The sequence below is a fragment of the Pontibacillus yanchengensis Y32 genome (genome assembly GCF_000770635.1).
GTDB lineage: Bacteria > Bacillota > Bacilli > Bacillales > BH030062 > Pontibacillus > Pontibacillus yanchengensis.
On record NZ_AVBF01000025.1, the window covers coordinates 1 to 24,099 of the forward strand.

General features: G+C 42.3%; 19 protein-coding genes and 3 riboswitches. Of the genes, 4 read left to right on the top strand and 15 right to left on the bottom strand.

The genetic code is table 11. The annotated features are described in order from the left end of the window. Positions 1-294: 294 nt before the first annotated feature. From N782_RS10335 to N782_RS10360, 6 genes are all read right to left on the bottom strand, one after another. The gene (locus N782_RS10335) at positions 295-1,632 is read right to left on the bottom strand and encodes an NCS2 family permease (protein ID WP_036819280.1); all 1,338 of its coding nucleotides are present in this window, start codon (positions 1,630-1,632) and stop codon (positions 295-297) included. 181 nt (positions 1,633-1,813) lie between these two features. Next, positions 1,814-1,915, bottom strand: a riboswitch (purine riboswitch). Between the two features lie 87 nt (positions 1,916-2,002). Continuing rightward, positions 2,003-3,523 (bottom strand): glutamine-hydrolyzing GMP synthase, encoded by a 1,521-nt coding sequence (guaA, locus tag N782_RS10340; RefSeq protein ID WP_052111294.1) that lies wholly within the window; start codon positions 3,521-3,523, stop codon positions 2,003-2,005. A 361-nt stretch (positions 3,524-3,884) separates the two neighbouring features. After that, positions 3,885-3,986, bottom strand: a riboswitch (purine riboswitch). Positions 3,987-4,014: 28 nt separating this feature from the next. Then, positions 4,015-6,216: a transglutaminase TgpA family protein gene (locus N782_RS10345; protein ID WP_036819283.1), complete on the bottom strand. Its 2,202-nt coding sequence runs from the start codon at positions 6,214-6,216 to the stop codon at positions 4,015-4,017. Continuing rightward, the gene (locus tag N782_RS10350; protein ID WP_084103052.1) at positions 6,216-7,529 is read right to left on the bottom strand and encodes a DUF58 domain-containing protein; all 1,314 of its coding nucleotides are present in this window, start codon (positions 7,527-7,529) and stop codon (positions 6,216-6,218) included. Before N782_RS10350 ends, N782_RS10345 begins: the two co-directional genes overlap by 1 nt. Then, on the bottom strand, positions 7,483-8,442 hold the full coding sequence (locus tag N782_RS10355; RefSeq protein ID WP_036819286.1) for an AAA family ATPase: 960 nt from the start codon (positions 8,440-8,442) through the stop codon (positions 7,483-7,485). The genes N782_RS10350 and N782_RS10355 overlap by 47 nt, the downstream gene beginning before the upstream one ends. A 253-nt stretch (positions 8,443-8,695) precedes the next feature. Then, positions 8,696-9,457, bottom strand: coding sequence for a serine hydrolase (locus N782_RS10360; protein WP_036819287.1), 762 nt, complete (start codon positions 9,455-9,457; stop codon positions 8,696-8,698). A gap of 602 nt (positions 9,458-10,059) precedes the next feature. On the opposite strand from N782_RS10360, the gene codB reads away from it, so the two are divergent. Further along, the gene (gene codB, locus N782_RS10365) at positions 10,060-11,328 is read left to right on the top strand and encodes a cytosine permease (protein ID WP_052111291.1); all 1,269 of its coding nucleotides are present in this window, start codon (positions 10,060-10,062) and stop codon (positions 11,326-11,328) included. Positions 11,329-11,330: 2 nt separating this feature from the next. Continuing rightward, the gene (locus N782_RS10370; RefSeq protein WP_036819288.1) at positions 11,331-12,596 is read left to right on the top strand and encodes a cytosine deaminase; all 1,266 of its coding nucleotides are present in this window, start codon (positions 11,331-11,333) and stop codon (positions 12,594-12,596) included. Positions 12,597-12,730: 134 nt separating this feature from the next. Here N782_RS10370 and eutH read toward each other — a convergent pair whose 3' ends face one another. After that, complete coding sequence (gene eutH / locus N782_RS10375; RefSeq protein WP_084103053.1) at positions 12,731-13,819, bottom strand: ethanolamine utilization protein EutH; 1,089 nt, start codon at positions 13,817-13,819, stop codon at positions 12,731-12,733. A 167-nt stretch (positions 13,820-13,986) separates the two neighbouring features. Then, entirely contained in the window at positions 13,987-14,643 is a 657-nt protein-coding gene (locus tag N782_RS20725) for a GGDEF domain-containing protein (protein WP_052111292.1), read from the bottom strand. Positions 14,644-14,937: 294 nt separating this feature from the next. Here N782_RS20725 and N782_RS10385 point away from each other — a divergent pair, with 294 nt between their 5' ends. Beyond that, positions 14,938-15,330, top strand: a complete 393-nt coding sequence (locus N782_RS10385; RefSeq protein WP_338048258.1) for a hypothetical protein — start codon at positions 14,938-14,940, stop codon at positions 15,328-15,330. 168 nt (positions 15,331-15,498) lie between these two features. Next, positions 15,499-16,389 carry a fructose bisphosphate aldolase gene (locus N782_RS10390; RefSeq protein WP_036819292.1) on the top strand — a complete coding sequence of 297 codons (891 nt, stop codon included), beginning with the start codon at positions 15,499-15,501 and terminating at the stop codon, positions 16,387-16,389. Between the two features lie 99 nt (positions 16,390-16,488). Here the strand turns inward: N782_RS10390 and N782_RS10395 are convergent, their stop codons facing one another. The 7 genes from N782_RS10395 to N782_RS10425 form a co-directional block, all read right to left on the bottom strand. Further along, positions 16,489-17,088: a class I SAM-dependent methyltransferase gene (locus N782_RS10395; RefSeq protein ID WP_036819294.1), complete on the bottom strand. Its 600-nt coding sequence runs from the start codon at positions 17,086-17,088 to the stop codon at positions 16,489-16,491. Positions 17,089-17,234: 146 nt separating this feature from the next. Then, on the bottom strand, positions 17,235-18,731 hold the full coding sequence (gene rlmD / locus N782_RS10400; protein WP_036819295.1) for a 23S rRNA (uracil(1939)-C(5))-methyltransferase RlmD: 1,497 nt from the start codon (positions 18,729-18,731) through the stop codon (positions 17,235-17,237). 287 nt (positions 18,732-19,018) lie between these two features. Then, positions 19,019-19,843: a MetQ/NlpA family ABC transporter substrate-binding protein gene (locus tag N782_RS10405; RefSeq protein WP_036819296.1), complete on the bottom strand. Its 825-nt coding sequence runs from the start codon at positions 19,841-19,843 to the stop codon at positions 19,019-19,021. Positions 19,844-19,866: 23 nt separating this feature from the next. Next, positions 19,867-20,529 carry a methionine ABC transporter permease gene (locus N782_RS10410; RefSeq protein WP_036819301.1) on the bottom strand — a complete coding sequence of 221 codons (663 nt, stop codon included), beginning with the start codon at positions 20,527-20,529 and terminating at the stop codon, positions 19,867-19,869. Further along, the gene (locus N782_RS10415; protein WP_036819306.1) at positions 20,498-21,532 is read right to left on the bottom strand and encodes a methionine ABC transporter ATP-binding protein; all 1,035 of its coding nucleotides are present in this window, start codon (positions 21,530-21,532) and stop codon (positions 20,498-20,500) included. The genes N782_RS10410 and N782_RS10415 overlap by 32 nt, the downstream gene beginning before the upstream one ends. 138 nt (positions 21,533-21,670) lie before the next feature. Further along, positions 21,671-21,776, bottom strand: a riboswitch (SAM riboswitch). A gap of 219 nt (positions 21,777-21,995) precedes the next feature. Next, positions 21,996-22,961: an alpha/beta hydrolase gene (locus N782_RS10420; protein ID WP_036819308.1), complete on the bottom strand. Its 966-nt coding sequence runs from the start codon at positions 22,959-22,961 to the stop codon at positions 21,996-21,998. Positions 22,962-23,195: 234 nt separating this feature from the next. Further along, complete coding sequence (locus N782_RS10425; protein ID WP_036819310.1) at positions 23,196-24,089, bottom strand: DMT family transporter; 894 nt, start codon at positions 24,087-24,089, stop codon at positions 23,196-23,198. Positions 24,090-24,099: the final 10 nt, after the last annotated feature.

A 24,099-nucleotide genomic window follows, 5' to 3' on the forward strand; every position in this document is an offset into this window, starting at 1 on the left:
TTACAAGTTGTTTTGTTCAGTTTTCAAAGATCAAATGTTTCGTTGTTTTATGTCGTCGCCTCAAAACAGCGACTCAATAAATATACCATTTTATCGAAAGTGCCGTCAATAACTTTTTGAAGTTTTTTTGGCTTTTCTCTTTCGTTTATGGTGTTTTTTGTTGCCGTCGTTAGCGCAACGTTTACTAATGTACCATTCACTTTCCTTTGAATGCAATGGATTTTTTATATTTTTTTAAAAGAATTATATACATTAAAAGAACACCCCCGTCATGGAGGTGTTCATTCATCTCTATTAACTTAAGAATATAAAGTACATTAGGAATACAACGAAAAGGAAATACATAACCGGATGGATTTCTTTCGCTCTTCCTTTTAATACCATTGTAATCGGATAGAAAATGAATCCAATAGAAATCCCTGTTGCAATACTATACGTTAGGGGCATTGCAATCACGGTTAGAAAAGCTGGAACGGCAATTTCAAACTGATCCCAGTCTATATTTTTCAAGGAAGATGACATAAGCACGCCTACGATAATCAGTGCTGGTGCCGTCACTTCTTGCGTTACCACACTTAACAATGGAGAGAAAATGAGAGCAAGAAGGAAAAAGCCTGCCGTTACGACGGCGGTAAATCCTGAACGACCACCTGCTCCTACTCCAGCTGTAGACTCAATGTAGGAAGTCGTTGTTGATGTTCCTACAACTGCACCTGCAACTGTTGCGGCTGAGTCAGCAAATAATGCTCGACCGGCTCTTGGCAATTTATCATTTTTCATCAAACCAGCTTGAGTAGCAACGGCAACTAATGTACCTGCTGTATCAAAAAAGTCTACGAATAAGAACGTTAAGATGACGATCCACATTTCCCCTGATACAAGAACAGAAGGCAATTGTTCAATGGCAACGCCAAATGTCGGCGCAACAGAAGGGACAGAACCAACGATCCCACCAAAGCCTGACGGAGCTGAAATTAATCCAGTTATAATACCAAGGATAGATGTAAGCACCATTCCATAAAAGATGCCACCCTTAATACCAAGGGCCAATAGAATAATAGAAATAGCAATCCCGAATATGGCTAATAGCGTTGTTGGGGTTGATAGGTTCCCTAGCTCAACCAATGTTGCATCACTGTTGGCAATAATACCTGCATTCTGGAATCCGATAAATGCAATGAAGAGACCAATACCCGCTCCAACTGCCAGCTTTAAGTTGGAAGGAATCGCATTGATGATTTTTTCTCGCAAGCCAGAGACCGTTAATACAATAAAAATAAGTCCTGATACAAGTACTCCAGCAAGCGCCTTATCCCAGTTAATCCCTTGGGACAATACTACTGTGTAAGCAAAAAACGCGTTCAGACCCATTCCCGGAGCAAGGGCTATCGGATACCTCGCAAACAATCCCATGATGAGTGAACCGATCGCGGCAGCTATAGCCGTCGCTGTAAATACAGCTCCTTTATCAATTCGTGTTACTCCTTCTGGAAGTTGCTCAATACCTACTAATGCTAGCGTATTCGGATTTACAAATAAAATATACGCCATAGATAAAAATGTGGTGAGACCCGCAATAAATTCTGTACGGAAATTCGTGCCTAATTCATCAAACTTAAAGAACTTCTTCATCGATTATTCCTCCCTCTCACCTGTCGTTTCTTACCTAAGCATCTTTCTTCTTTACCTTTAGCTAGAACAAAAGGTTTATATGAAGAAAAAAACTCCTGACCATATAATGGCCAGGAGTCTCTAGTAAACGTCCAAAGTAAATTATCCACTTTTCCTACTCATTAAAATACAATAGAAAGGAATCATCGATAATTCACCTCGTAGTCGAACCATTTACGGTAGTTCGGTAGAAACTCTTGGGCCATATCCCCAATATTATACGACGGTGCATGTATGATTTTTATGATTACAGAGTCTATTGTACTAGTCGTTTCAGAAATCGTCAACACAAAACACGAACATTTTTTAAAAATACAATAAAATTGTTCGATTATTCCCACTCAATTGTGGAAGGTGGCTTGCTGGTTACATCATAGACAATGCGGTTCACATGGTCGACCTCATTCACAATTCGGTTCGAAATTTTTTCTAGTACATCATGAGGGATTCTTGCCCAATCGGACGTCATTCCATCAATGGATGTGACCGCGCGAATACCTACTGTGTAGTCGTACGTTCTAGCATCTCCCATCACACCGACACTTCTGAAATCAGGTAGCACGGTGAAATATTGCCAGATTTCTCTGTCTAAACCAGCATTTTTTATTTCTTCGCGAAGGATAGCATCGGATTCTCTTACGATTTCTAGCTTTTCTTCGGTAATCTCGCCGATAACACGAATGGCTAACCCTGGTCCCGGGAACGGCTGACGCCAAACGATATGATCGGGTACACCTAGTTCCGTCCCTAGGGCACGAACCTCATCCTTGAAAAGTGTATTAAGCGGCTCTATTAAATCAAATTGCATGTTCTCAGGCAGTCCGCCGACGTTATGGTGGGATTTAATGGTTTGAGCTGTTTCCGTTCCGCTTTCAATGATATCCGTGTACAGGGTACCTTGAGCAAGATAATCTATATCTTTCAGCTTGTCCGCTTCATCATCGAATACATAGATAAATTCATTACCGATAATTTTTCGTTTTTCTTCTGGGTCTGATACGCCTTCAAGCTTTGATAAGAACCGGTCTTGAGCATCAATTTTAATCACATTCATGTTGAACCCTTCGCTAAATGTATCCATTACAGATTGTCCTTCGTGTTTGCGAAGCAGTCCATGGTCTACAAAAATACACGTCAACTGATCACCAATAGCGCGGTGAATCAAAGCAGCAACAACAGAGGAATCCACTCCGCCACTTAGAGCGCAAAGGACTTTTCGGTCGCCTACTTGCTCTCTTATTTTGTTCACTTCAATATCGATAAAGCTTTCCATGGACCAGTCAGCCTCAGCCTCACATATATCAAAAACGAAATGCCTTAGAAGTTGATTCCCATACTCTGTGTGGCGAACTTCAGGGTGGAATTGAACGCCGTACATCTTCCTTGCTTCATTACTCATGGATGCAACAGGACATGAAGGGTTTGTAGCATCCACCGTAAATCCTTCCGGTGGAGCGATGACTTTATCGCGGTGGCTCATCCACACAACCTGCTTCTCTGGTGTTTCAGCAAAGAGTTTCGAGGAACCATTAAGCGTAATGTCAGCTTTACCATATTCACGCTCATTTGAACTTTCCACTTTTCCACCAAAATGATGAGACATTAACTGCATACCATAACAAATTCCTAGCACAGGAATATCTAATTCAAAAATTTCTGGGTCGCAACGAAAGCTATTTTCTTCATAAACACTGTTTGGACCACCAGACAGGATGATCCCACTCGGATTTATTTCGCGAATCTCTTCTGCTGTAAGTCGATGGGAATGCAATTCACTATATACACCAAACTCACGAATACGCCTTGTAATTAGCTGATTGTATTGGCTACCAAAATCTAATACTAGAATCATTTCATTAACTTGTGCCACCTAATCCCACTCCTTTTCTATTAACTATATTATGAACAAAAGCGTTGAAGCTGGTCATGGCTTCATCACTTTTTAGTTATACACAATCATCGATTTTTATAATTCCCTATGCAATAAGAAAAGCTCAGGGCGCCTTGGTCACCCCCGACAGGCTTAAGACAAGCCTCGAAGTGGCGCTTTTTGCCACAGCGAGGCTTGACTTAAGACCCCGAGGGGGTAGGCGCTGGAGCTAGACGTGTATGCGCCAGAAACTTATACTTTCTTTACTTTCAAAAAAAAAAGGGACTTCCGCTCCCTACATGAAGACATAGGAAGACAGAAATCCCTTGATGTTATACACCACGCGCTTGACTTCTGCCTTCATAGTCAGAGCATTTCAGGTGCTCCGGTAGAGACTCTCGAACCGTATTATCGAGTATATATGAAGGTATTCAATTAAGTTGAACTCATTCTAACAACCCCAGCGTGGCCGGTCAAGACAGTGCCTTTTTAATTAAATTTTCCCATAATTCTGTTACTTTGTCCCAAGGTTGATCTTCCGTATCATTACGATACAGTAGTCGCTCATAATGATGCGTCAAAATCCCCATTTCATTGGACTGAAAGTGACGATCAATTTCTTTAGAGAATTCTCTCAACGTTTGATCTGACGAACGCGTCATGCCACCTTTATCATCCAATGCCTTTAAAAGGAAATGATAGGCTGCTTCATAGTTTTCTTTATTCGGCTCTTTTTGGAAACGACGTTTGTAGAAATACATCAACCAATGGTAGCGATAAATATAGAGTACAATAGAAAGTACAGCTAGAAGTACTATACCAACCCAGAATGTAACTCTACTAAACAGTGATTTTCCTTCGCTTGAGCTACCACCAGGGTTCAAGTCTTCTTGGTTCACTTCGGGCTTTTCTGGCTGCTGTTCATTGAGCTTGTCCTCAAGGTTTTGTTGTACCTCAGAATCTTCTTCCTCTTCTGTCTCCTCTAGATAGAAATCCGTATGGTTACCAAAGCCTTTTGTTGGCTCAAATGGTACCCAGCCAACGTTAGGGAAGTAGACTTCTACCCAAGAGTGCGCATTTCCACTTGTCACTTCATATACATTGTAGCTTGTATCATCTTTGGTGATGGAATCAATCTGTTCCCCTCCAGTGAAGCCTTTTGCCCACCTAGCTGGAATTCCTACAGCTCTTAGCATGACAACCATTGAAGATGAAAAGTTATCGCAATATCCTTTTTGCGTATCAAACAAGAACTGCGCTACATAATCCTCATCTTCACCTGGTACAGCTACATCTTGTGTATCATAATCAAATCCATTGTTTGAAAAATATTGTTCAATTGCACGGGCTTTATCATAGCGGTTATCTTCTTCAGACACGATTTCTTCGGAGAGATTAACCACTCGCTCTGGTAACGAATCAGGCAATTGTTCATAGGAATCTTCAATGTATTGAGGGTCTTCTCCACTCGCCTCTTGTAACTGCTGGAAGGAGTAAGAAGGATTATTGTATTCTACTTTATATTCACCAAGCTGAATGGACTTCCCGTTGTTGAATGGTTGAATAACACCAGTCTTAAGGTTTACTTCAAAACTTGACGCATCACTCTGCGTTACTTTTTGGATACCGTAAGGATACACCACCTTTGAAAACGTAGCATTATCTCGTAATGCGATAGTTGCTGTTCGCTCTTCTGTTTTTACATTTTCTAAAGAAAAGGTATCGACGGGAAGATTAGACTCACTTGAGAATTCTTTAACATTGGGATCATCTGAATTCACCCAGCCCTTCCCTGTGTAGGTATCCTTCGTTTCAATTCTCCAATAGTGCTTATCTTGGGCAGCTGCTTGGAAAACAGGTGTATCATCTTGAACGAACGAGCCACCTAGTTTTGAATCATTCGTACCATATCCCACTTTTTGGACTTTATCCCCTGAACCGCCTACGTTATTAGCGGCACTTTTTATAAAAGGAACAGGGTCTGGCCATTGTGGTGTTTGCTTCGGAGCTGCATACCCAATAACAGTCGAGGCAAAGACCAGGACTACTAAAGGTACAAGCCACGCTTGATAAGCCCGATTTCCTTTTAGCTGAATGGATTCGCGGTCTAATTCCTTAATAAAACTGGATAGCCCCATGACAATCAAGGAGATTAAGAAGGCACGGATAATCGCAACTTTTCCATCATACACCGTAAAGGTATCTAAGATCGTTAGATAAATAAACGTTAGAATTACAAAAAAGTTTATCCGTTTCGAAACAACGAACCAGTAGTAAAGCAGATAACTCATAAGCCATAGCAGTAACAAGAACAATAAACTTCTGAATAATGGTGTCATTTCCCACCATTGGTAATCGAGCATGACTTGCACATTATACTGCATATGCTCATAAAAATAGGCAAACCAAGACTTGCTAAAGAAGCGCTGTGGCATAAACAAACCATCAAGAATGAAGGCCAAGCCTACCGTTTTCAATGGTATAGACAAAAACCACGGCAGTTGCAGAAATGATAAAAAGAAACAAAAAGCTGCATACACAATAAAGACCGTAACACTCTGGGTGTCAGTGATTTGTTCAAGCGGACGTAACCATTCCCAAAAAAGGAAGAAACCAGCTAAATAGACAATAAACCGATATAGCCACTCCCGCTGATCTAGAGACATGCGATCCATTAGGTGTTCACCTCAAATGCGTTTTGTGACATCTCATTCTCCGTAAGCACATTGACAACAATTCCACTTATCGTCAATTCGCGGACTAACTGCTGTTCATTTGGCCCAACTCGTTCACTCGCATCAATGTAGAACACCACAATATGAGCATGCGTTTGCTTCAATCTCGTTAATGTCCCTTTCAACTCTGGGGTGAGAGAATTCGTCACAATCATTAATACCAGGTTGTTTGGCATGGAGTTATGCTGAAGCAACAACGATTCGGGAAAGGACATTTGCCCGTTTGCTTCCACTCGAGCCAGGTAATGGTTCATGTTGTTATGCTGGTTCACATCTTTTGTAAAAGGAAATAGCTTCCGCTCCTCGCCAAGGATCATGAATCCGAGTTGGGAGGACATGCGTTTGTACGCTTGAATGAGCGACGCACTCAGTTCCACACTCCCCTCAAATGCTAGACTCTTAGAGGATTCAACCTGACTGGCATCCAACACCAACATAACATCAGAGCTTTTTTGCGGTTCAAATTCTTTTGTCATCATACTATTTTTCTTGGCAGTATTTTTCCAGTCTATCCATGAGAAACGATCTCCTGGAGTGTATTCTCGAATCCCCGTCACGATTGTCGTATCTTTTTTCATTGGAGAGGAGGTAGGAGTCGCTCCCTCTTCAAAGCTGTTCATTCGTTTGCTGATCCCGACAGCTCTCTGGTTTGGGTACACAAGAATGGAGCTCGGAACTGTGAAATAATGCTGCTTGCGAATAAACCCGAAGAAGTCTCCTGTTTTCACACGAATGGTATGAAAATGGTGCTCTCCGCGCGGAACATCATCAAAGGCATACTGATAACGAATTTTCCTCTTAAACCAAGGGAAGGACACTCGCTTGATTTTTTGCTCCGCCGTAAGGGCAGTGGGGTTAGCTAAATATTGATAGCCCCCTGCCTTCATGCCTACACGATCAAATGTTGGTGGAAGATACTCTTCGACAATGCAGTAATAGAGCGGAAATGGAATTTTCCGATGAATCGTTAACTCGATATTCACCTTGTCCCCCGTTTGAAGAATCTGCTTGGAAAAAGAACGCTCAAATTCCCAACTTGATAAGGGATAAAACGTTAGTCCAAACATGTACACAACAAATGGCAGCATGGCGAAGAATAAAAACCAACTCACAAATCCACCCTGAAACATAGCATAGGAATACAAAATGGCAAAAAGGACAACAACAAACAACAGCTTCCCAATTAGACCAGCATAATTTTTCATATTATTTTTCACGATGCACTGGGATTGAGACTTTCTCCAATAGCTCATGGATTAGGCTTGCTGTTGTCATTCCTTCAAACTTTGCTTCTGATGATAGGATAAGGCGGTGACTTAATACGAACGGAGCCAAATACTTCACATCGTCAGGCAATACATAATCGCGACCTTGGATAAAGGCCAAGGCTTTGGAGGCTTTCATAAGGGCGATCGAACCACGAGGACTCACACCTAGATAGACAGAATGATGGTGTCTCGTTTCCGTTACAAGATTGATTATATAACGACGAATATGTTCATCGACATAAACGTTTTGGACTTCTTCTTGTAAGCCGATTAATTCATCCTGCGTCATGACAGCTTCCACGTTATGAATCGGATGTTCACCAGATACAATGCCAAGCATCTTCATTTCTTCCTGGGCTGTTGGGTAGCCCATATTTAATTTTAATAAGAAGCGATCCAGTTGTGCTTCTGGCAATGGATACGTTCCTTCATATTCAATAGGGTTTTGCGTCGCCATAACGAAAAACGGTCTTTTTAATTCAACTGTATTTCCGTCGACGGTTACATTTCCTTCTTCCATCCCTTCGAGGAGAGAGGACTGAGTCTTTGGGCTTGTACGATTGATCTCATCAGCAAGCACAATATTTCCAAGTATAGGACCAGGACGGAATTCAAATTGCATTTCTTTCGGATTATAAATCGAAACACCTGTCACATCTGAAGGAAGAAGGTCAGGTGTGAACTGTATTCTCGTAAACTCACAATCAACAGACTTCGATAACGTTCGTACGAGCATGGTCTTCCCCACACCCGGCACATCTTCTAGCAACACATGGCCTTGAGCTAACAGCGCGACAATGCTTAACGTCGTTACTTCTTCTTTACCGATCATCACTTTTTGGATGTTATTAAAAAGATCGTGTACTTTCGAATGATAGAGAAAAGCTTGCTGGGACATGTAAATTGATTCCTCCTAAAATGGGTGCACTTTCAATCCCTGTTATTCAAAAATTTCGTATAATTCAACTATACTACAAAACGCCTACTTAAACGCAATAGGATGCACAGGAAAAATCATGCAAACTCTAGCGAAAACTGGTGTGAAAGGTTGGGACGGAGGGACAGGTCCCTCGTCCCATTTTTTCCAGTGAATGTGCTGAGAGGGGAGAGTGAGATGGGGGGACAGGTCCCTCGTCCCAATCGGGGGCTCCTCATCCCAATTTCATATATTGCATAACCTGATGACCAATATCCGCGATGGCTCTCTGCGCTTCAACAGCCTCCCCTACCTCATTTAGTAACACGGCTACATACACTGATTGATAGGAATCTACAAACATACCAACGTCATGCTGCACACCATCTAGTTCTCCTGTTTTATTCGCAATTTCAAGGTCCTCATATGTATTATAGGCAGGTAATTGTGATGTGAGTTGCTGCCCTTTTAGAATCTCTACCATTTCTCTATCATGAAGAGCTAGTTGTTCTAAGAGGTTCACCATGTCCTCAGCTGTTGTCGTATTATCAAACCCCTGTCCCTGAGCCTTAAGATTCATAAACTCTCTTCTCAATTTCGTGTTCCAACAGCCTAACTCTTCTATCATACGGTTAATAGCCTCCATGCCAACACTACGTATCACTGCATTGGAAGCTGTGTTATCTGAAACGATAATCATCAGCTTTACTAAATCGTATAAGGAAAACGTATCCTGGGATAAAAATTGTAGCACTCCAGCTCCGCCAACTTTATTATGTTGCGGAATGGTTACAGGCGCTGAAAGATCGCCGCCTTCTGTTCTTGCTTGGCGAAATGCTTCCATCATAATCGGAATTTTAATCACACTTGCAGCTGGCATTATTTCCTTTTCATTGATAGCTATCGTGCCATAGTTTGTTCTAATCACAACACTCGCCTTCGCATTTAGTGTTGATACAATGTTAGTCACTTTCTTCTCCAGACTTGATAGATTCATCAGCTTCACCTCTTTCCATCATTATATTCCCTACACCTGAAACAAAAAAGTGAGACGGGAGAGCTGCCCCTTTTGGGACGGAGGGACAGGTCCCTCGTCCCATTTTTCTCTGCAAACGAATCCTTTTTATATGCTCAAGCGTATAGAGACTATACGCTTCTCCTTTACAAAAATGGAGGTGACGACCTATGTTCATGAGAATATTCCATAAAGCAAATCGATTAACTAAAATCCTTATGCTGACTAGCGTAATAGTTTTGTTAGTAGTTGGTATCGTACTGTTGATGCAATAAAAGTGGGACGAGGTACCTGTCCCTCCGTCCCACCTTGACACATGGCTGGGGTGTCTGTAATAATGCCAATAACTGAATACTGGTACCTTTAAATGCAGTCCCGTGAGGCTGACAAGGTAAGTCGGAATTTATATGATATTAGACGTAAATGCGTAGCGCTCGTCTATTTTCTTATATGCACACGTATAGGCTTCTTGTCAGGAACGACTGACAAGAAGCCTTTTTTATTCATGCATGGGAAAATACGACATAGTCAACGCACTGGTACCAGTTTTTCAAATCCTTTTTGAATTACTGGAGGTATTCTTCATGAAAACAGTAGACCGCGATTTTTCCTTACAAGCAGTACCACAATCAAACCGCAACGGATTTTGGAAGATGTTTATGGTGATGCTAGGCTTCACCTTCTTCTCGGCCAGTATGTGGTCTGGGGGAGAGCTAGGTGCAGGGCTTACCATGACCCAATTCATCGTTACAGTAATGGCAGGTAACCTAATCCTCGGACTATACACTGGGCTTCTCGGCTATATCGCAGCCGACACTGGCCTGTCTACCCATTTACTTGCACGCCGCGCTTTTGGTGAAAAAGGATCGTACCTTGCTTCTCTTTTACTAGGTGCTACCCAAGTTGGATGGTTCGGAGTAGGCGTTGCCATGTTCGCTTTTCCTGTTCAAAAAGCAACTGGCATGGACACCACCCTGCTCATTGCAGTAGCCGGAATTCTCATGACCGTAACAGCTTATTTTGGCATGAAGGCGCTCATGATCTTAAGCTTCATCGCAGTACCAGCCATCACCGTGCTTGGTAGTTTTTCTGTATTCAAAGCTACAGATAGTGTCGGAGGCATAAATGGATTGATGTCCTACACACCGGACTCTTCCATTACTTTGGCCGCTGCGCTAACCATCTGCATCGGTTCCTTTATTAGCGGAGGCACACTCACACCAGACTTCGCTCGCTTTGCAAAAACGAAGCGCCATGGGCTCATCACAACTGTCATAGCCTTTTTCATCGGAAATTCCCTTATGTTCTTATTCGGTGCCATAGGCTCCATCGCCACAGGTAATGCGGACATCTCTGAAGTTATGTTCACACAAGGGCTCATCATTCCAGCAGTGTTAGTTCTCGGGCTGAACATCTGGACGACAAACGACAATGCTCTGTACGCATCAGCACTAGGCTTTTCAAACATTACCAAAATCACGAAAAATAAAGTCGTTCTTTTCAACGGAGTGGTGGGAACCCTACTAGCAATGTGGTTGTACAACAACTTCGTCGGTTTCCTAACCTTTCTAGGATCCACACTTCCGCCTGTAGGGGCAATCATTCTAGCCGATTATTTCATCGCACGTCGGAAGGAATATGAAGGCGTACAACAGAAAGCATATAGTAAGGTGAGATGGTCCGCCCTCTCTGCATGGGGGATAGCGATTCTTCTAGCAAAATTCGCACCAGGTATCGCACCGCTTAACGCCATTATCGGGGCAGCGGCTTCCTATATACTCATCCATTTTGCTGGAGAATTCCTATCTACGAAACCATCAACCCAATACAAACCAACAAAGGTGAGTAGTTAATCATGATTATTAAGCGAGCAAATATTCGAGGCTTTGAAGACTTAATGGATATCAAAATTGAGAATGGAATGTTCTCTGAAATCGGGGTAGGACTGGACACAACGTATGAGGAGCATATCATTGAAGCCAATGGTCAGCTCCTCCTCCCCCCTTTTGTGGAACCCCACATTCACTTAGATACGATTTTGACAGCTGGGGAACCTGATTGGAACAAAAGCGGAACACTATTTGAGGGAATTGAGCGCTGGTCTGAACGAAAAGAATCGTTAACGCATGATGATGTGAAAAACCGTGCTACCAAAGCATTGAAATGGCAAATTGCACAAGGCATTCAACACGTCCGCACTCATGTGGATGTGACAGACCCTGACCTAACAGCACTGAAGGCCATGCTAGAGGTGAAAGAAGATTTCGCGCCTTATGTAACACTACAAATCGTGGCGTTCCCTCAAGAAGGAATCTTGTCTTATCCAAATGGGGAATCCCTTCTTGAAGAAGCTCTACAATTAGGAGCAGATGTTGTTGGTGGCATCCCTCATTTTGAATTCACGAGAGAATATGGCGTCGAATCCGTGAAAAAGGTGTTCGAACTAGCACAGAAATACGACCGATTAATTGATTTTCATTGCGATGAAATCGATGATGAGCAATCACGATTTGTAGAGGTTGTCGCAGCAGAAGCACATCGTACCGGTATGGGAGAAAAAGTAACAGCCAGCCACACCACAGCGATGCACTCATACAATGATGCGTATGTATCCAAGCTCTTCCGCTTACTAAAACTATCGAACATCAACTTTATCGCAAACCCGCTTGTTAACATTCACCTACAAGGACGCTTTGATTCCTATCCAAAACGACGAGGCATCACGCGCGTAAAAGAGATGCTTGATGAAGGATTAAACGTGGCATTCGGCCATGACGACGTGTTCGACCCTTGGTACCCACTAGGCACAGGCAATATGCTACAAGTCCTGCAAATGGGCATCCACGCCACTCATCTCATGGGCTACGATGACATTGTGAAATCCATTGATCTCATCACCATCAATAGCGCCAAAGCTATGAACATCGCAGACGAATATGGCATTGAAGAAGGCAAGCCAGCGAACTTCATCCTACTCCATGCCGAGGATGAATTCGATGCCGTCCGCCGCCAAACCCCTGTCCGTTATTCCATGCGCCACGGAAACGTATTGGCAGAAACGAAGCCGGCCGAGACGAGCATTCATTTGAATGAAGAAGAGGATATTGATTTTCGAAAATAAAAGCGCACATATCTTACTCACCCCCGACAGGCTTAAGCAAAGCCTCGTCGGGGTTATTTTTGCCATGGAGAGGACTTGGTGAAAGTAGACGCTGTAGCTAAACATGTGAGCCCCAGAATCATTCGTTGCATTTTTTAATCATTATGCTTCAAATCCTTCGTTACTAATAAAGCCACGCCAACAGCCAACACTCCTGCAGTTAGCTTCCCTATTATAACTGGCAAAATCATCTCTTTTTCCACTCCAGCGACAAATGCAAGATGACTACCAGCAACAAACGCCCCACTAACAGCAAAGGCCGCATTCATCACTTTGCCCCTCTCATCCATATCCTTCATCGTGCCTAACATCGGGATAGCATGAGCGAGGGAAGCAATTAAGCCCGTCATCGAGGTAGCATTTAGCCCTGCTTTTTGCCCCCATCTTGAAAAGCGTTTTTCCGCTTTTTGATTAATAAAAGCTACTAGCGGATAAGCTCCTGCAAGTGTGACGGTAATTTTCGCAACAATAATAGCCCCTTCACTTAGCGGGGCAATCCCAGGAAGGAATTCAATCTCCGTAAGCGTCTGAATGGTAACCGTGACCAATCCAACTATAACGACATACTCAACACCCTTACCAAACATAGAGAATACCCGAATCGTCGCATTTGTAAAAAAGGCCAAACCAATTGCTATGAAAAACGAAAGAATGATGGTTGGGATTAAATTTGTTAGCATCCACCCCCATTCATACCCCGCTACAGCACCTCCTGTGAGAACACCAGCCGGAATGGTCATCACGCCTATCAAGATGCCCTTCGCGAAAAATGGCCGATCTTTTTGTTGAACAACGGATAACGCTACCGGGATGGTAAAAACCAATGTCGGACCTACCATCGTCCCAAGGAAAGCCCACGAAAATATAGCAGCATCCTCCGATGATGCCAGTGATTTTGATAGCGGATAAGCACCCATATCAATCGCGAGAATCATAGAAGCGAACATCGAAGGATCCGCCCCAAACCACTCAAAAACGGGTACAACCACAGGAGCTAGCAGTTCCGCTAACACAGGAGCAAGGGAAATAATCCCGATCATGGCTAACGCTAACGGCCCCATCATCATAAACGCTTCACGAAAATGTTCTCCTAGCGATAGTCGATTATGTAATACATAATGATCCACAGCACCAATCACCATAAATAAACACATGACTATAAGCAACCCTTCATTAAACCACAACCATCATCCCTCCGAACCGTTCCTCGATACTTTTTTCTATCGTATATCATTTAATGGGATGTGAAAATGAAAATGTAACGCTGGTTGGGTAGGCCGCCTTTTAGAACGGTATAAAACCATTACTAAAGCTTCCATCCTGAAAAGATAGAAGCTTTGTATTCATGTCTCTATTTATGCTCGTACATTTTTTTATCCGCTTCAGATACTAACTGATCTAAATCACAATTGCCGTTATTACAATACACTATCCCCTTTGCTCCCGACACTTCCAATCCATTGGATAGAACAAAGGTCTCCATTGCATCAGTCTCTTTGGTAGAGTGGTTTGGTAGAACCTCAATCATTAAAAATTCATCCCCACCCCACCTCGATACTACCCCGGTTCCCGTAACTCTTTCATTTAGAATACCAGCAATCTCCGTTAAAACGAAATCACCCATTTCATGACCATACTGATCATTGATGGATTTGAAATCATTCAAGTCAACTAGCGTTACACGTGTATGTTTTTCTTGGTGTACATGATGGACGTACTTATAAAAATGAGTATAGACCCACCTTCGATTATACGCTCCTGTCAGACAATCTCTTTCAGAATAAAATCGGACAAGGTCGAACCTTTTACCAATCCACCAAGCTAACATCCCTTCTAAAACCGAAACAATGAGAGTCACCCAGAACCTTGGTCCATCTAGCTTTGGCAAATTTCCTTGAAATGAGTACGTGTACACACTCCAAAATATATACAAAGAGATGACTAGAAGAATGCTAATAATTCTTCCCTTATATCTTAGACCAATAATCATTGGACGGTGAGCATTCATTCCAACCATCCCCTTTGAAAGGTAAATTTGTTAGTTCTATTATACTAGGTATTTTGTCATAATTTCACGTTTTTTTCAACTATTAAGTTTTGGGACGGAGGGACAGGTCCCTCATCCCACTTTGGTGCATTGTGCCGTTTTTGGGATGGAGGGACCTGTCCCTCCATCCCACCTCATTGTCCCGCCCTTTTCTCTTTTGTTATACTAATCGCCTAGATACTAAAATTTTAAGTCAATCACAACTAGAGAGGGTCGCAACTAAAGATGCTATACATATGGGATATTGAGGAAATTGTGAAAAATACATTGCAAGAGCACAATATGAAAATAAATTATGAATTCAATAACGAATTAGCTTCACCAATGAATTACAACGTGACTACCAATACAATTAAATTTAATTATCTTGAAGTGAACAGATATATTAACAAAATAAATATTAAAGAAACCGGGGAAAACCTGGTCAAAATCATCCTCTTTCGCGAGATGGGGTTTTATGTAACCTTCAAGAAAAACAAACATGATTTACGTACGCTCATTTATGGTGGTGAGGACGAAAAAGCAGAGCTGCAAGCTGTTATCGAGAAAAATGCCTGGGAATATGGAAGAACATTAGCACCAGAGCATCTGGTTGAATCCTACGACAAGGTCCGTGAACTTGATGGAATGCTTATAGAAGGATTGTAATTAATTTTATCGTGAAGCTCTCATTAGGATAGTCATACGTTACGGTCCACCCCACATTTTCAACAATCAAGTCCTGTTACTATGTATATTTAGGGATAAGGTGTTATTCTAGAAGAGATGGGGAAGGATAACAATGGATTCTTTACATTAAGATAAGGAGTGGTGAACATGAACACAACTCATTTCGAAAGAATGAAAAATGGAAACGGATTTATCGCAGCACTAGATCAAAGCGGAGGAAGTACTCCAAAAGCATTAGCAGATTACGGTGTACCTGAAGATGCTTACGCCAACGAAGATGAGATGTTTGACCGCGTTCACGAAATGCGGACAAGGATCATGACAGCCCCAGCATTTGATTCTGACAAGATTCTTGGTACTATCTTGTTCGAGCAAACAATGGACCGTGAAATAGAAGGTAAATATACAGCTGATTACCTTTCTGACAACGGCATCGTACCTTTCCTTAAAGTCGACAAAGGCCTAGCAGAAAAAGAAAATGGCGTTCAGTTAATGAAGCCGATTCATGACCTGGACGAGACACTTAAGCGCGCGAACGAGCGCAACATTTTCGGTACTAAAATGCGTTCTGTTATCCATGAACCAAACCCAGAGGCAATAAAAGAAGTCGTAGATCAGCAATTTGACGTTGCGAAGCGCATCTTGGAATATGACCTCATTCCAATTATCGAACCTGAGGTAGACATTCATAGCACTGATAAGGAAAAATCTGAAGAAATCCTAAAAGATGAAATTCTAAAACACTTAAACGAGTTATCAGAAGATCAAAATGTGATGCTGAAGCTTTCTATTCCTACGAGAGCGAACGCCTTTAAAGAACTAATCGATCATCCACGTGTCGTGCGCGTTGTCGCTCTTTCTGGTGGTTATTCTCGTGAAGAAGCAAACGAAAAGCTAAAAGAAAATGAAGGCTTAATCGCAAGCTTCTCCCGTGCATTGATTGCTGACTTAAACGCTAATCAAACAGATGAAGAGTTCAACAAATCCATGAACCTGGCTGTAGATAAGATCTATGATGCTTCTGTAAATAAAAAATAAAAGCTAAAAAAGAGCCTCTCACCTTTTGAGAGGCTCTTTTATGAAAGCAGGAACGATCTTGGGTTCCTGCTTATTTTTTGTACTTATAAAAAGACTCCGCTACTTCTGCACCATAGCCTGAATGACATGCCCAACACCATTATGCCTTTCCCCTTCATTCCGCTCTGCTTCGCCATAGAAAAAGTGAAGGCATTTGTAAGGTTTAATCCAACCTAGTACATCTTCCGGAGAAAAAAGCATCTCCTTAGCAGGTGGCCCACCAGTACCATAGGACAATTGTTCTTCCGAATAAACCTCAAACAATATCACTCCACCAGGCTTAACAGATCGAAACATCTGCTCTAATAAGAACGGTTGATCCTGCTTGGGAACGTGACCAAAGACCATAACAGCCGCATCGAATTGATTAGGCTGTATATTTTCCGTAGTGAGGTCACATTGAACAGTCTCTACCTGAACCCCCGCTTCATCCGCAAGCTCTTTGCTTTTACTTAATCCAGCTTCCGATTGATCAAGAATGGTGACGTGGTGTCCAAGCTTAGCCAAGTACACCCCATTACGCCCTTCTCCTTCAGCAAAACATCCGATATGACTATTCTCCGGTAAACGCGAACTCTTGTCCTGAACAAATTGATTCGCATCTTTTCCATATACATAGCCTTCCTGCGAAAAACTCTCATCCCAGAATTCCCTGGACATCAAACTACCCCCTACAGTATATAAAGTATCACCAGTATATCACCCCATACCAATAGGAACAAACAATGGGATGGGGGGAATGGGATGGGGGGACAGGTCCCTCGTCCCATTCCAAAAAAAGCAGAAACCCACCATCGGGTTTCTGCTTATTTTTTCCGTACTAATTTTGTAACAGCTTCTACATGCACCGTTTGCGGAAACATATCTACTGGCTGAATTCCTTCCACCTCATAGCCGTTCTTCACCAAATACTTCAAATCACGCGCTTGGGTCTCGGGGTTACAGGATACATACACAACCCGCTTCGGCTTCAGCTTCACAACGCTTGATAAAAATGCTTCGTCACTACCGCTCCGAGGAGGATCCATAATCACGACATCGGCTTTGTCACCTCGCGCCGCCATCTGCACCATAAACTCGCCAGCATCCCCTTGATGAAAACGAGCATTTTTTACACCGTTGCGTTTGGAATTCCGGATGGCGTCTTTCACTGCATCGTTATTTTCCTCTACACCAATGACTTTTCCAGCTTTTTTACTGGCAATCAAACCTATCGTACCGATTCCACAGTACGCATCTATCACGGTCTCGTTCCCACTCAACTCAGCCATTTCGATAGCTTTTGAGTACAACTTTTCCGTCTGAACGGGATTAATCTGATAAAAGGATCTCGCCGATATCTCAAACTCTAGCCCACAAAGGGTGTCTGTTATGGTTCCCTTCCCGAACAGCACTTTTTCCTGATTGCCAAGCACCATACTGTCGTTCCGCGTATTTACGTTCAAAATCATGGTCGTAATTTCTGGGTGAGCCTTGCGAAGCGTTTTTACAAAGTTGTTTTTACCCTGGAAAACAGATGATGCTGCTACGAGCACGACCATAATCTCACCGCTAACCTTACCAACCTTGATGAGCACGTGGCGCAAGAACCCTTGTCCTGTATCTTCATTATACGGCTGCATTTTCGTATTCTTCATATAATCCTTAATGGATTGCACAATCTCGTCCGCTTTCGGATCATGAATAAGACAACGATCCATCGGAATAATGTGATGGCTATTCTGAGCATACAGCCCACCAATCACCTTACGCTCTTTATTCAATCCGAAGGTCATATTGTTCTTATTCCGATAACCATAAGGATGATCCATCGTCAAAATAGGCTCCGGCTTGCCAAACGGTTTCATAAGCGCATCAATCGTTTTCTGCTTGAAACGCGTTTGTGCATCATTGCTCATATGTTGGATCTGACATCCTCCACACTCATAAAAATACGGGCATGGCGGCGTAACTCGGTCTTCAGATGAGCTAATAACCCGCTTCAACTCCGCGTTCACAAACTTACCACTTTTCGACACCATAACCTCAGCCTTTTCACCAGGCAACAGATGCTCTACTTCCAGTTGCTTTCCATCCCACTGCGCTATCCCTTTGCCATCAGTGGTCAGCCCTGTGCAAGTCACCTCAGCAGTTACAGCTTTTCCACCACGCTGTCGACCATCGTTTCCTTTACTCTTACCTTTAGATGGGCCTTGGCCACCTTTTTGATTCCCAGGCGGTGCATTCTTTTTACCATAAGGCTTTTCTGATTTATTTGGTTTTTTCCCGGATTTTTTATATCCACTATTCTTTCGTTTCGTCATAGGCACTTCCCGTCCCTTGTTCGTTCTTCTTTGACACCCCATTATATCCTACTAGCAGCATAGAGTAAAATGTGGGACGGAGGGACAGGTACCTCGTCCCACTCTGGGATGAGGTACCTGTCCCTTCATCTCATCACCCCCATCTCAACAGGGCACCTAGAGTTAATTCTACTCGAAAAGAAATGCCGCACCACTTTAAATAGTGGTACGGCATTCTTCATTTTCTGGGTAAGAGGCTACAGATTGAAAAAGTGGGACGAGGGACCTGTCCCCTCATCCCACTAATATCATTCCTTCATCCACTTGGGTTTACCGAAGCCTTGGAATTTTTCATCTATGATGCTTTCAAACTCTTCGGATTGGATTACTTCTTTGATATCCTTAACAAATTGAGCATCCATATCTTCGGTTTTGACAGCTACTCGGTTTCGATATTGGTCCGGCATATCCTCTAAAGCTAGTGCATTTAGTAAGTCCATTCCAGCTGCAAGGGCATAGTTACCCGGTACCATGGAAAGGTCTTCACTATCCACCAGACGCGGTAGCTGGCCCGCTTCTACTTCCACAAACTCCAGCTCTTTTGTGTTTTCTTGTATGTCTTGAAGAGATGCACGAAGGGGATCTATATTTTCTTTCATTGTTATTAGTCCCTCATCTTCTAGAATCAACAAAGCTCGAGCCAAATTGGTAGGGTCATTGGGTACAGCCATTGTGCTGCCATTCTCAATACTTTCTATATCGCTGAATTCATTCGAATAAACTCCCATAGGCGCAGTAGGAACAATAATGACCTCTGAAAGCTCTAAATCATGCTCTTTCGCAAAAGACTCTAAATACACGCCATGTTGGAATAAGTTCGCATCCAAATCACCATTTGCTAATGCTTTGTTCGGTTGTACATAATCTGTGAATTCTTTATTTTTCACCTCATATCCCTTCTCTTCAAGAAGTGGTGCGATTGCTTCGTTCACCATGTCACTATATGGGCCAGATGTAGCCCCAAATTGAATCGTCTTTTTTCCAGATGCATCAGCATTGTCATCACCACCACCACAAGCGGCTAAAACTGCTAATGTTAAAATGGCAATCCATACTCCTACAATATTCTTCATCTCAATCTCCCCTTCATTTTTAATTAACTCTTTTTAACGGATTTTGCTACAATATCTCCCATATACTGAATTCCTTGGACCATCACAATTAACAGGATGACGGTCGTAAACATCACAAAGTTGTCATAGCGGTAGTACCCATATCGAATGGCCAAATCTCCAATTCCACCGCCCCCTATGGTTCCAGCCATTGCTGAAAAACCAATCAGGCTAATAGCCGTAATTGTTAAACCACTGATTAGAGCTGGCTTGATTTCTGGTAAAATCATGTCTTTTATAATTAACCATGGTGAGGCTCCGCAAGCAATAGCTGCTTCAATCACACCCCGATCTATATCTCTTGCCGCGGACTCAACAATCCTTGCATAAAAGGGAATCGCAGCTACCGATAAAGATACCGATGCTGCTACAGGACCTGTCGTCGTTCCCAATAAAAAGTCGGTGAATGGAAATAAAAAGACCAATAGAATAATGAACGGAATAGAGCGAACTAAATTAACAATGACACCAGTTCCCCCTTTCACCCACTTATTCTCTAGAAACAACTCTCGGTCTGTAACAAACAGCAAAATTCCGAGGGGTAATCCCAAAAGTAACGCTACCGTTAATCCAATCCCTACCATGATTAACGTTTCAAGAAAGGAATTACTTAGCTCAGGCCATAATTGAACCAACTGATCGACCATCTTTCAACACCTCCACTTCTGCCAAAGTTGTGTGTAAGCTTTGTAGAGCTTGTCTTACTTCATGTTCATCTCCAGTCAACTCCATAACAAAGGTTCCAAGCGGTTGCTCTTGAATATAGTCAACCTTTCCGTGAAGGATATTTCCACGTATGTTGTGTTCTTGCAGCAAATCAGACACAACAGCTTCCTCAGCTGATTCTCCGGTGAATTTCATCTTCACAATCGTACCTTTACATTTCTCTAAAAGGACCTCTGGGATAGTGAAATCGAGAACTGTTTGAATAAACTTCTGCGTTACTTGGTGTTTCGGAGCAGCAAATATGTCATAAGTGTTACCTTCTTCAATCACTTTTCCATCTTCCATGACTGCACAACGATGACAAATTTCCTTTACGACTTCCATCTCGTGAGTAATTAACACAATCGTTAATCCCAGTTCATGGTTAATTTTTTTCAATAGTTGAAGAATCGATTGGGTTGTGTTTGGATCTAGAGCAGAAGTAGCTTCATCACATAGGAGAACCTTCGGATTGTTCGCTAGAGCTCTGGCAATACTTACTCGCTGTTTCTGTCCTCCACTCAACTGAGCTGGGTAGTGGTTCGCTTTATCAGATAATCCAACTAGATTAAGGAGCTCCTCCGCTCGTTCTTTTCGTTCGATCCGCCCAACACCTGACGCCTTTAAAGCAAAACTCACATTTTCTACAACAGTTTTAGACATGGCTAGATGAAAACCTTGAAAAATCATCCCAATAGACTGTCTCGCCTCTCGAAGTTCCTTAGATGATAAAGACATGAGATCGATTCCATCAACAGTAACCTTCCCACTTGTCGGCCTTTCAAGGATATTCATACAACGTAAAAGCGTACTCTTCCCTGCCCCACTATATCCGACAACACCAAACATCTCTCCCCCTTGAATTTCTAGAGATACATCGTCCACACCCACGACAATCTCTTCTTTAGATGTATAGGATTTGCTCAGATGTTGTATTGAAATCATTCGTATCCCTCACTTTCCAGTCATTCGTTCTAATCCTTCCATAAAGCACCATTTCGAAAACATCGCCTATATCTTAAGTACACATATAAAAAACTCTTCCCATTTGGAAGAGAGTTTGACCTTAAAATATTTGCAAACTCCTTATCTTCCAGAATGATTACACACTCTGCTGGACTTAGCACCACTCCAATAGGAAGGTTGCTGTGACATCAAAGGCCCATCCCTCCGTCACTCTTGATAAGGACCATCATAATTATAAATTATTTGATTGCTTATGCTTTACTACTTTAACGCTTTTCAATACATTTGTAAATAATATTCTGAACTTTCGTATGAGACGAAGGGACAGGTACCTCGTCCAACTCTGGGATGAGGTACCTGTCCCTTCATCTCACTCAACATCCAGGGTGAAACTCTTATTCAATGAAAAAGTGGGACGAGGGACCTGTCCCCTCATCCCATCCTACTGTGTAGAAACACTTTCAATAAATTGCGTTATCCGCTCCTTATATTCTTCTTCCGCAACCGTGTACCCTTCTGTATGCTTAGCACCTGGAACAATCCACAATCTGTTCTTACCAGAAGCTGCTTCATAGAGTCGATGAGCCATATCCGTCGGAACTAGTTCATCTTCAGCCCCATGAATGAAAAAAATCGGCACCTCAGCTTTCTCTACTTGCTTAAGAGCTGATGCTTCCTCAAAGGAGTAGCCTGCTCGGACCTTCGTAATCATACTTGTCACTTCTAAGATAGGAAAAGAGGGTAAGTCGTATAGGTAAGTCAGCTGGTGGGAAAGCTCTTCTTTCACAGATGTATAGCTGCTATCTGCAATAATACCTTGCACTTCAGCTGGTAGATCTTGTCCACTAGCCATTAATACCGTAGAAGCTCCCATTGAGAATCCATGTAAATATAGAGATTCTGCCTGCTTTTCCTCTATTAAAAGGGTAACCCATTGCTCCATATCCAATCGGTCATGCCAACCATATCCAATATAGTCCCCTTCACTTTTACCATGTCCTCTTGCATCAGGCTTTAATACATTAAACCCTTGCTCATAATAGAACTTTGTAATTCCCTTCATCTGTTCGTTATTTCCCTTATAACCGTGCGCTAAAATGACCGTTTTGTTTGATACCTCTTCATTCTCTAAATAACGTGCCCGTAAGGTAAGGTCATCCTCTGTTTTTATCTCCACCTTTTCAAAATCCTGTTGCTCCGTCCAACGTTTTATCGCTTCTTCCTTCTCTTGTTCTTCTTCAAAGGAACTTACAGCCACAGCACGTTCAGACTCTCCTCCACCATGCAAGTCAACACTCTCACTATTACTATTAATGGCAACACTATAAAAATAGTTACCAGCGCCAAATAAACCAATGACCAACAATATTAAAACGACAGCAATGCCTATGCTTAATTTTTTCTTCATATTTCCATCTCCCTTATAATATGAATCATACTACTTTTAGGGGATTTTTTGGAAACAAAAAGAACACTAATAACCTATCCACCATCCCATGAAGACTATGACACAAGGGGACAGGTCCCTCATCCCATTCTGAGACGAGGGACCTGTCCCCTCATCCCACTTTGAAGCTAAAAAAGGGAAGGAGGCCTCTTAAGCCTCCTTCCCTTTGTGTATGATATAGAGAAACTAAGTAGGTCATTCGGTTTTTTTTGTGGTTAAAATCGTGATGGTAATTAATATGATGACCATCCCCGCGATTTGGGTTGGGTTAAGGAATTGTCCTAAAACCAGAACCCCAAATAAAGAAGCTGTCACAGGTTCTACCATAGCTACGACAGAAGCCACTGAAGGTAAGGTGTTTCTTAAGCCTTTTACATAAAAGAAGAAGGATATACCTGCTCCTATTAAGCCAAGCACTATGAACATGAAGATATCTTCAGAAAAAAGTACAGAAACAGCTTGCCCGCGATCAATAAATGGAAGTAATATCAACGTAAAAGCTAAAAGCGCTGTACTTAAAATAGCTGGGGGCTCTCCGTACTTAAGGGCATAGTTAAAACCGAAAATGAAAATGGCATAGGAAAGGCCTGATAATAACCCTGTAACAATACCTAGTATATTCAACTGCCCTAATCCATTTTGGTAGACTCCTGTTAATAATCCAATACCACCCATCACAATAAGCATGGCAACAACTTTAAACGTGGTCGCTTTCTCCATCTTAAGAATAAAAGATATGATGAAAACAAAAATTGGTGCAGTGTACATCAAGGTTGATGCTATCGCTACACCGGAATGAGAGATGCTCACAAAATAAAAACTAAAATTACCGGTGACCCCTATTCCAGATAACAATGACCAAAAAAGCATCTTTCGTAGACTACCATAAGAATAATATCTAGTGCGAAAAAGCATCCATATAAATAAACAAACTAATCCAACAGCTCCTCTATAAAAAGAGATTACTAGAGGATCCCAATCTCTCTCCATTAATATGCCCGCCAAACCTCCGGACACACCCCAGAAAATAGCCGCCAGAACTACTAATCCTACACCGAAATGTTTCAATTCAAAGCTCCAATCACGCATTTTTTAAGGT

What these genes read in the sequence shown, in the direction of transcription:
- N782_RS10335 (WP_036819280.1), bottom strand. Translation starts at nt 1,632, where the DNA reads ATGAAGAAGTTCTTTAAGTTTGATGAATTAGGCACGAATTTCCGTACA.
- guaA (WP_052111294.1), bottom strand. Translation starts at nt 3,523, where the DNA reads ATGATTCTAGTATTAGATTTTGGTAGCCAATACAATCAGCTAATTACA.
- N782_RS10345 (WP_036819283.1), bottom strand. Translation starts at nt 6,216, where the DNA reads ATGGATCGCATGTCTCTAGATCAGCGGGAGTGGCTATATCGGTTTATT.
- N782_RS10350 (WP_084103052.1), bottom strand. Translation starts at nt 7,529, where the DNA reads ATGAGCTATTGGAGAAAGTCTCAATCCCAGTGCATCGTGAAAAATAAT.
- N782_RS10355 (WP_036819286.1), bottom strand. Translation starts at nt 8,442, where the DNA reads ATGTCCCAGCAAGCTTTTCTCTATCATTCGAAAGTACACGATCTTTTT.
- N782_RS10360 (WP_036819287.1), bottom strand. Translation starts at nt 9,457, where the DNA reads ATGAATCTATCAAGTCTGGAGAAGAAAGTGACTAACATTGTATCAACA.
- codB (WP_052111291.1), top strand. Translation starts at nt 10,060, where the DNA reads ATGAAAACAGTAGACCGCGATTTTTCCTTACAAGCAGTACCACAATCA.
- N782_RS10370 (WP_036819288.1), top strand. Translation starts at nt 11,331, where the DNA reads ATGATTATTAAGCGAGCAAATATTCGAGGCTTTGAAGACTTAATGGAT.
- N782_RS20725 (WP_052111292.1), bottom strand. Translation starts at nt 14,643, where the DNA reads ATGAATGCTCACCGTCCAATGATTATTGGTCTAAGATATAAGGGAAGA.
- N782_RS10390 (WP_036819292.1), top strand. Translation starts at nt 15,499, where the DNA reads ATGAACACAACTCATTTCGAAAGAATGAAAAATGGAAACGGATTTATC.
- N782_RS10395 (WP_036819294.1), bottom strand. Translation starts at nt 17,088, where the DNA reads ATGTCCAGGGAATTCTGGGATGAGAGTTTTTCGCAGGAAGGCTATGTA.
- rlmD (WP_036819295.1), bottom strand. Translation starts at nt 18,731, where the DNA reads ATGACGAAACGAAAGAATAGTGGATATAAAAAATCCGGGAAAAAACCA.
- N782_RS10405 (WP_036819296.1), bottom strand. Translation starts at nt 19,843, where the DNA reads ATGAAGAATATTGTAGGAGTATGGATTGCCATTTTAACATTAGCAGTT.
- N782_RS10410 (WP_036819301.1), bottom strand. Translation starts at nt 20,529, where the DNA reads ATGGTCGATCAGTTGGTTCAATTATGGCCTGAGCTAAGTAATTCCTTT.
- N782_RS10415 (WP_036819306.1), bottom strand. Translation starts at nt 21,532, where the DNA reads ATGATTTCAATACAACATCTGAGCAAATCCTATACATCTAAAGAAGAG.
- N782_RS10420 (WP_036819308.1), bottom strand. Translation starts at nt 22,961, where the DNA reads ATGAAGAAAAAATTAAGCATAGGCATTGCTGTCGTTTTAATATTGTTG.
- N782_RS10425 (WP_036819310.1), bottom strand. Translation starts at nt 24,089, where the DNA reads ATGCGTGATTGGAGCTTTGAATTGAAACATTTCGGTGTAGGATTAGTA.